5 protein-coding genes and 1 other annotated feature are annotated in these 8,594 nt (G+C 37.1%); of the genes, 1 reads left to right on the forward strand and 4 read right to left on the reverse strand.

What is annotated here, in order from left to right; genetic code table 11:
• Positions 1-7: 7 nt before the first annotated feature.
• Positions 8-1,300, reverse strand: a complete 1,293-nt coding sequence (gene serS, locus H9635_RS18840) for a serine--tRNA ligase (protein WP_191701860.1) — start codon at positions 1,298-1,300, stop codon at positions 8-10.
• A gap of 95 nt (positions 1,301-1,395) precedes the next feature.
• Positions 1,396-1,615, reverse strand: a binding site (T-box leader).
• Positions 1,616-1,771: 156 nt separating this feature from the next.
• On the opposite strand from serS, the gene pdxR reads away from it, so the two are divergent.
• Positions 1,772-3,178, forward strand: coding sequence for a MocR-like pyridoxine biosynthesis transcription factor PdxR (gene pdxR / locus H9635_RS18845; RefSeq protein ID WP_191701861.1), 1,407 nt, complete (start codon positions 1,772-1,774; stop codon positions 3,176-3,178).
• 40 nt (positions 3,179-3,218) lie between these two features.
• On the opposite strand, the gene asnB is transcribed toward pdxR, so the two are convergent.
• The 3 genes from asnB to guaB form a co-directional block, all read right to left on the reverse strand.
• Positions 3,219-5,045, reverse strand: coding sequence for an asparagine synthase (glutamine-hydrolyzing) (gene asnB, locus H9635_RS18850; protein ID WP_191701862.1), 1,827 nt, complete (start codon positions 5,043-5,045; stop codon positions 3,219-3,221).
• Positions 5,046-5,172: 127 nt separating this feature from the next.
• Positions 5,173-6,513 carry a D-alanyl-D-alanine carboxypeptidase family protein gene (locus H9635_RS18855; protein ID WP_318245234.1) on the reverse strand — a complete coding sequence of 447 codons (1,341 nt, stop codon included), beginning with the start codon at positions 6,511-6,513 and terminating at the stop codon, positions 5,173-5,175.
• A gap of 132 nt (positions 6,514-6,645) precedes the next feature.
• On the reverse strand, positions 6,646-8,112 hold the full coding sequence (guaB, locus tag H9635_RS18860) for an IMP dehydrogenase (protein WP_191701864.1): 1,467 nt from the start codon (positions 8,110-8,112) through the stop codon (positions 6,646-6,648).
• Positions 8,113-8,594 lie beyond the last annotated feature (482 nt).

Genomic DNA, 8,594 nt, shown 5'->3' on the forward strand with positions numbered 1-8,594 from the left:
ATTTTAATTATTTAGGCGCAATGATTTCTATGCCGCCCATATACGGACGTAATACATCAGGAATAACTACAGAACCATCTTCTTGTTGGTAATTTTCCAGAATTGCTGCTACTGTACGGCCAATTGCTAGACCTGAACCGTTTAACGTGTGAACGAATTCCGGTTTTGCTCCTGCTTCACGACGGAAACGGATATTGGCACGACGCGCTTGGAAATCTTCGAAGTTTGAACAAGAAGAAATTTCACGGTACATGTTTTGTGCAGGAATCCATACTTCCAAATCATACTTTTTCGCAGCTGTGAATCCTAAATCTGCTGTGCACATTTTTAATTTGCGGTATGGCAAGCCTAAAAGCTGTAATACTTTTTCGGCATGACCTGTTAAAATTTCCAATTGCTCATAAGATTCTTCCGGTTTTACAAAGCGTACTAATTCTACTTTGTTGAACTGGTGCTGACGGATCAATCCGCGTGTATCACGACCTGCAGATCCTGCTTCTGAACGGAAGTTAGCGCTGTATGCTGAAAATGCTTGTGGCAGCATGTCTGCTGATAAAATTTCATCACGGTAGTAGTTTGTTACCGGCACTTCAGCTGTTGGAATTAGATAATAGTCCATTTCATCTTCTTCACGAACTAATTTAAATACATCTTCTTCAAACTTCGGTAATTGACCTGTGCCCGTTAATGAATCGCGGTTAACGATTTGCGGTGGCAACATTTCCGTATAGCCATGTTGATCTGAATGAAGATCCATCATAAAGTTCAGTAAAGCGCGCTCTAAACGTGCACCCAACCCTTTATAAAATAAGAAACGGCTTCCTGTAACTTTTGCTCCGCGCTCAAAATCCACGATATCTAGCTCTTTTGCAATATCCCAGTGTGCCTTTGTTTCAAAATCAAATGTTGGTACAGTGCCCCAAGTATATTCCTCTACATTGTCATCTTCTTCTGTTCCAACTGGTACTGACTCATGTGGAATATTTGGCAGACGCATCATTATATCTTTAAACTCTTCTTCAATGCCATTTAATTCAGCATCTAAAGCTTTAATCTCATCGCCTACTTCACGCATACGAGCAATCACTTCTGTTGCATCTTCCTTGTTGCGCTTCATAACAGAAATTTGCTCAGATACTTTATTGCGCTCAGCCTTTAATACTTCTGTTTTGGAAATTAGCTCACGACGCTTTGTATCTAGGTTTTCAAAGTTGTCCAGATTCCCTAAATCTTCGTTACGTGTAAGAAGCATACGTTTTACTTCTTCAAAATTGTCTCGGACACGCTTAATGTCTAACATAATTTTTCCTCCTAAAGTTTATGAATGATGATCCCGAGCACTTTAACGCATTAATGTATTAGTAAAGTGAATACAAAAAAGCCCTCAATCCCTATGAAAGGGACGAGAGCTACCCGCGTTGCCACCCTAATTGAATAGATCTAAAATCTATTCCTCTTAACAATTAACGACTCTGGTAAGCCGGCTTCTACCTACTTGTTAGTTTTCGGAAAAAGCATCTCAAGGACGGATTCACAAGTGCTTTTATCAGCTTTCACCACCCGCTGACTCTCTAAAAAAAACTTGCTTGCTACTACTTCCTATCATCGAATTCATTTATAAATTTAACCATACTGTACTATAAACAGTACATCAATGCAAGTTTTCCCTAAAACATTCAGAAATAATTGCCGATGTGCTATACTTTTCTGACATTGTTGAATTTAATATATTTTTATTTTTCTTAAAGGTCACAAAAGGAGGTACTTTAATATGCTTTTCTTTCAACTAAAAAAAGAACATTCTATTCCACTCTACGAACAGCTATATATCGGTATAAAAGATGCGATTACAAATAACCAACTGGTTGTAGGAACTCGCCTACCTTCTAAACGGGAACTGGCGGAATTTTTCAATATTAGCCAAACAACTGTTGAACTGGCCTATGCTCAGCTGTTAGCGGAAGGATATATTATGTCAAAACCTCGCATTGGCTATTTTGTAGAAGAAATTGATTCATTGCCTTATCGTAAAAATTCCGTAATGAATGTTAACTTTAAGAATGTAACTCAGCAAACGGAATATAAAATTGACTTTTCCTCTGCAAAAATTGACGAGGATGCATTCCCGTTTACAACATGGCGAAAATATGCCAAAGATGTTCTAGATAAGCCATTCAAACATTTACTGCAAACTGGCGAACGTCAAGGTGAGCTGGCATTACGAATCGAAATTTCAAACTATCTTCATCAGTCCCGGGGGATAGCGTGCCAGCCGGAACAAATCGTGATTGGCTCCGGAACCGAACAGCTCCTGCCCATGATTTTAAAAATATTAGACGATGATTTCCTACTAGCCTTTGAAAATCCAGGCTATTCACCAATACCAAGGCATCAACTAAGTCAGCTCGCTATTCCAATTTCCGTTGATTCAGACGGAATTGTTGTGGAACAATTGCAGAAAACGAACGCAAATGTTGTTTATGTTACTCCATCTCACCAATTCCCGACTGGGGCAGTACTGTCTGCCAACCGGCGCACTCAGCTATTGAATTGGGCAGCTAAAGCACCCAATCGTTTTATAATTGAGGATGATTACGATAGTGAGTTTCGTTATATTGGAAAGCCAATTCCGGCATTACGGGGAATGGATCAAAACGATCGCGTTATTTATTTGAGTACTTTTACGAAATCCCTTATGCCATCATTACGCGTTGCCTATTTCGTATTACCCCCATCACTTATTAAACGCTATCAAGAGCATTTTAATTACTATTCTTCTACTGTTCCTCGGTTTGAACAGCATATTCTAGCAAAGTTTATGGCAGACGGGCATTTTGCAAAACACTTAAATCGCATGCGGAAAATTTATCGTAAGAAGCACGATAAATGTATTGAGATTTTTTCGAATTATTATCCACAAATATCTATATCCGGAGATGCGGCAGGTACGAATATATTAATAGCCTTTCTTCACGATCAAACTGAATTGGCGCTTCAACAAATTGCCTTACAGCATAATATTAATATTTTGCCTCTTTCCAACTATTATCTAACAGAGCAATCATATTCTAAACGGACATTTTTACTGGGTTTTGGAAATATACAAATTCATGAAATAGAACATCAAATCCATCAACTAATGGCTATTTGGAATATCTCCAAAAAATCAGTAAACTAAATCCAGCCTTTGAGACGTTCTAAATTAAGAACGTCTTTCTTTATGTTGAAATAATATCAATTCGGTAATGTTCTACCCAATCATGCACCTGAATTAAGTAGGCAATTAATTGTGGACCAGCCATTAACTGACCAAACCATGGAATCTGAAATGACTGACCATTTGTAGCGAGTAGACGCTTTAATTGGTCATGCTCGAACAATTCATATAATACTGAATCCTTCTGTTTCAAAATTTGCTGTAAACGTTTATGCACAAGTTCAGTATATTTTGGATGATATGTTTTGGGGTATGGATTTTTTTTACGCTCCACTACTTCTTTCGGTAAAAGAGAGGAGAAAGCCTCCCGTAAAATTCCCTTTTCTTTGCCACCACTGTTTTTCATTTCCCATGGAATATTCCATACGTATTCTATAATCGTATGATCAGCAAATGGAACACGCACCTCCATACTCGCTCCCATTGTCATTCGATCATTTCTTTCTAACAAGGTTTGCATAAAGAATAAATTATTTAAATAAAACAATTGCTGGCGTTCCTGCTCCTCTTTACTGCCTGTAAAATGAGGCATATCCTTGATTGCTTCATCATAAGTATTTTGCATAAACTGAGGCAGCTGTAACCTTTTTTGCCATTCTGTTTTAAATAGCTGTTCCCGCTCATTTGTTGATCTTAACCACGGAAACAGACTTTCTGTTTTTTCACCATAAAACCATGGATACCCACCAAATACTTCATCTGCACACTCGCCTGATAAAGCTACCGTATGTTCATTTTTCATCTCTTTACAGAACAAATAAAGCGAACTATCAATATCGGCCATACTCGGCATATCTTTCAATATCATGGCATGCTGTAAGCTTTCAACTAAATCTTCCTGAGTAAGGGTAACTTGCTTATGATTGGTTTGAAATGCTTGTTGCATCTTCCCAATCCAAAATTCATCCTGAGATGTTTGAAATGAGTTTTCCTGAAAGTGTTGGTCATTTTCTTCATACGCTACGGAATATGTCGATAATGTTTTATTTTCTTTGGCAAGTTGTTCAGCTGCTACAGCCGTTATAATACTTGAATCTAGCCCTCCCGAAAGCATTGTACTAATAGGTACATCACTTATTAGTTGGCGTTCAATTGCCTTCGTTACAAGCTCCCGTACTTTATCTATTGTTTCTTCCTCTGAATGTTCATGTTGTTTACTTACTATATCCCAATATTTCCAGCTCTTTTTGCCCTCTTTACGAACAGTCATGGCATATGCCGGTTTTATTTCCTTAATTCCTTTAAATATAGCATTACCGACTATTCGAGAAGGTCCTAAACTAAATAACGCCGCCAGCCCTTCTATATCGACTTGCGGCTTTACTGAAGGGTGTGCCAAGATCCCTTTAATTTCAGAGCTAAATAATATGCCATCTTCATATTCATAGTAAAATAATGGCTTAACTCCTAACCGGTCACGGCATAAGAATAAAGATTGTTCCTCTGCATCCCATATAGCAAAACCATATATCCCATTCAAATAGTCCATACATCGCTCTTTCCATTCACAATACGCAATTAAAATAACTTCCGTATCGGATGTGGTATGGAATGTATAGCCACGTTTAATGAGCTGTTCACGAATTTCATTGGCATTATAAACTTCCCCATTGTAAACAATCGTAAAATTCCCTCTAGTCATTGGTTGGTCACCTGTGACTAAGTCAATAATTGCGAGCCTTTTATGTCCTAGTAAGGCATGCTTGCTCACAAAATACCCCTCACTATCCGGACCACGATGTAAAAGCGTTCTCGTCATCTTCTTTATAAGTAATTCATTATCTACCAGATTTTTCGAGTAATCAATCCAGCCTGAAATCCCACACATAATTATCCCTCCATAACAACAATGTATGTATGGCATGCTCTATCTACAAATTGTCCCATTCGAAAATTCCGTTTTTCTACAAAAAAACCTTTCTATAAGATTTATCTTATAGAAAGGCATCACATATTTATTTAATTAATCCATTTGCAAAACCAAATACACCGCTCCATAAATTAGCAAAGAAGCTTCCAATACCCTGGAAGAATAGTGCTACTTTTCCTGCACGTTCTACAGCATCCGTTGTTACCACTTCTGCTACAATTTTAGAGCCGTCAATATAGCCATAATCCATTCCCTGTGAAATATTAACAACAGCTTGACCTACTACTTGGTTCTTCTCAACACCAGCTTCCAGTTCTTCTGTTGTTAACATTAGTGTCGGAACATATAAATCTTTTTCAGACGTTTTTACCATCACTGAAACAGGCTCTTTTACTGCTATATTTACAGCTTCTTCTTTCCCTTTTGTTACAGGAAGTGATTTCTTCCCTTCAAATGTGTAGTTTGCCGGAACAAGTTCTACTTTTGAAAATTGACCAAATCCATAATCAAATAGCTTCGCTGTTGCATCAAAACGTGCCTTATAAGAGCCTACACCTTTTGAATCTACAGCCTTCATTACTACTGCAATTAAACGTGTATCCCCACGTTTTGCTGTACCCGTAAACGTATGACCCGCAAAATCAGTTGTACCAGTTTTTAAACCGTCTACTCCTTCATATGCATAGACAAGACCTGGAAGCATGAAATTCCAGTTTGACATGTTAATTGCATCCGAAGTTCCTTCACGGAAGACTTTTTTCGGAATTTTTGCTGTTTCTAGCATATCAGGATGATCCTTCAGTAAATGATACGCTAACTTTGCCACAGAACGGGCAGGCATCACATTTTCATCATTTTCCCCTGTACCTTCTGGATGCATCCCCAATAAATCTGAGTTATTTAACCCCGTAGAGTTTACAAATTTATAATTTTCCAAACCCAGTTCTTCTGCTTTTTTATTCATAAGCTTTAAAAATTCTTTTTCTGTCCCTGCAATTGTTTCAGCAATTGCAATTGTTGCTGCATTGGCAGAATAAATAGCCATCGCTTCATATAATTCTTTAATTGAATACGTACCATCCGCACGCAAAGGTACATTACTTAATAAACGGTTTTGAGAAACTTTATATGTATACTCTGTTACATTATATTGTTGATCCCAAGTAATCGATCCTTCTTTAATTGCATCTAGTAATAAGTATTCCGTCATCATTTTCGTCATACTTGCAATACCTAATGCAGTTTCTGCATTTTGTTCATATAAAATCTTACCAGTATCTGCATCAATTAATATCGCTGCATCTACCGTTAATCCTAAATCCGTCTCTGCATTTGTTGGAGCAGGTACGGCCATCGCCAACATACTGAATATTAACACTGGAATTAAGACGAAGCTTAATACCATTTGCTTACTTACTATCTTCACAAAGCTACCTCCAAAATTTTTATTCTCTAACGCCATTTTATCATACATAAGTAGTCTAATGTGTGCTCTTCTTAATAAAAAAACGCTACTATCTCAATTTGACGATAGTAGCGTTTAAAAGTTGCCTAGTACTTATTGTAAAGAATAGTTTGGTGATTCTTTTGTAATTTGTACATCATGTGGGTGTGACTCACGTAAGCCTGCCCCTGACATTTTAATGAATTGTGATTTTTCTCGTAAATCTGCTAAATCCGGAGCACCACAGTAACCCATTCCAGCACGTACACCACCAACTAATTGATGAATTGTATCTGCTAAAGGTCCTTTATAAGGTAGACGTCCTTCTATTCCTTCTGGAACTAACTTCTTCGCATCTTCCTGGAAGTAACGATCCTTAGAACCTTTTTCCATTGCACCAAGTGAACCCATACCGCGGTATACTTTAAAGCGACGCCCTTGGAAGATTTCAGTTTCACCTGGAGATTCAGAAGTTCCCGCTAATAATGATCCTAACATTACAGTATGTCCACCTGCAGCTAAAGCTTTTACGATATCTCCTGAATACTTAATCCCACCGTCAGCGATAATCGTTTTGCCTACCTCACGTGCTACTGTAGCAGCATCATATATCGCTGTAATTTGAGGTACACCTACACCTGCCACAACACGAGTAGTACAAATAGAACCAGGACCAATTCCCACTTTTACAACATCTGCTCCTGCCTCAAATAAAGCACGTGTACCTTCAGCTGTTGCTACATTACCTGCAATAATGTCTAAATTCGGGTAAGCGGCACGGATGTCTTTAATAGTATTTAATACACCTTGTGAATGACCATGTGCTGTATCAATTACCACAATATCAACCTGTGCTTCCACCAACTTAGCAATGCGTACCATTGTATCTTTAGAAACACCTACTGCTGCACCTACAACTAAACGTCCATGGCTGTCTTTAGCTGCATTAGGGAATTCAATAACCTTTTCGATATCTTTAATCGTAATTAAACCTGTAAGTTTTCCATCTTCATCAACAATAGGTAACTTTTCGATTTTATATTGTTGAAGAATTTCTTCGGCCTCTGCTAAAGTTGTCCCAACAGCTGCCGTAATTAAATCCTCTTTTGTCATAACATCATCAATTTTTAATGAATAATCAGAGATAAAACGTAGGTCACGGTTTGTAATAATCCCAACTAACTTTTGATCTTCCATGTTGTTCACAATAGGAACACCTGAAATGCGGTATTTGCCCATTAAATGTTCTGCATCGAATACTTGGTGCTCAGGTGTTAAGAAAAAGGGATTAGTAATAACACCATTTTCAGAGCGTTTTACTTTTTCTACTTCTTCTGCTTGCTTTTCAATACTCATGTTCTTATGAATAATACCAAGTCCACCTTGACGAGCCATTGCAATTGCCATTTTTGCTTCTGTTACAGTATCCATACCGGCAGAAATCATTGGAATGTTTAACTTAATATTATTAGTAAGATTTACAGATAAATTAACATCCTTTGGTAATACTTCTGAGTGTGCTGGCACTAATAATACATCATCAAATGTTAAACCTTCTTTAGCAAATTTTGTTTCCCACATTTTTAAGTATGCCTCCTATTTAGAAAAGAATATTATTGTAAGGTTATCAACGTCGACCTCGACTGTCAAGATTACTTAAAAAATAAAATAATTCGGAATATTACCTTAGTTGAGTGTTTTCTTACTTTTACTGTTTTATTATAATTTTATTTTACTTTTGCTTTATCTTTTCCTTTAATAAACTTTTTATAATATAATTTTTAGCTTTCAAATATTAGCTAAAATATACCTATTATAAAAGGAAATTATTTAGTTGATTTGAAAAAAGCTTTATTAAATAAGTAGTTAATTTGATTTTATATAAGGAAGTACTTAGAGGTATTGAAAAGGGAATTTAAAGATTTTCTCTGAAGAGCATTATTGATGAATATTTTTATACAAAAAAACCACTGATTTCTCAGTGGTTTTTTTTCGTGTGCGAAGCGACGTCCTACTCTCACAGGGGGAAGCCCCCAACTACCATCGGCGCTAAAGAGCTTAAC

The sequence above is a fragment of the Solibacillus faecavium genome (assembly GCF_014836905.1).
GTDB lineage: Bacteria > Bacillota > Bacilli > Bacillales_A > Planococcaceae > Solibacillus > Solibacillus faecavium.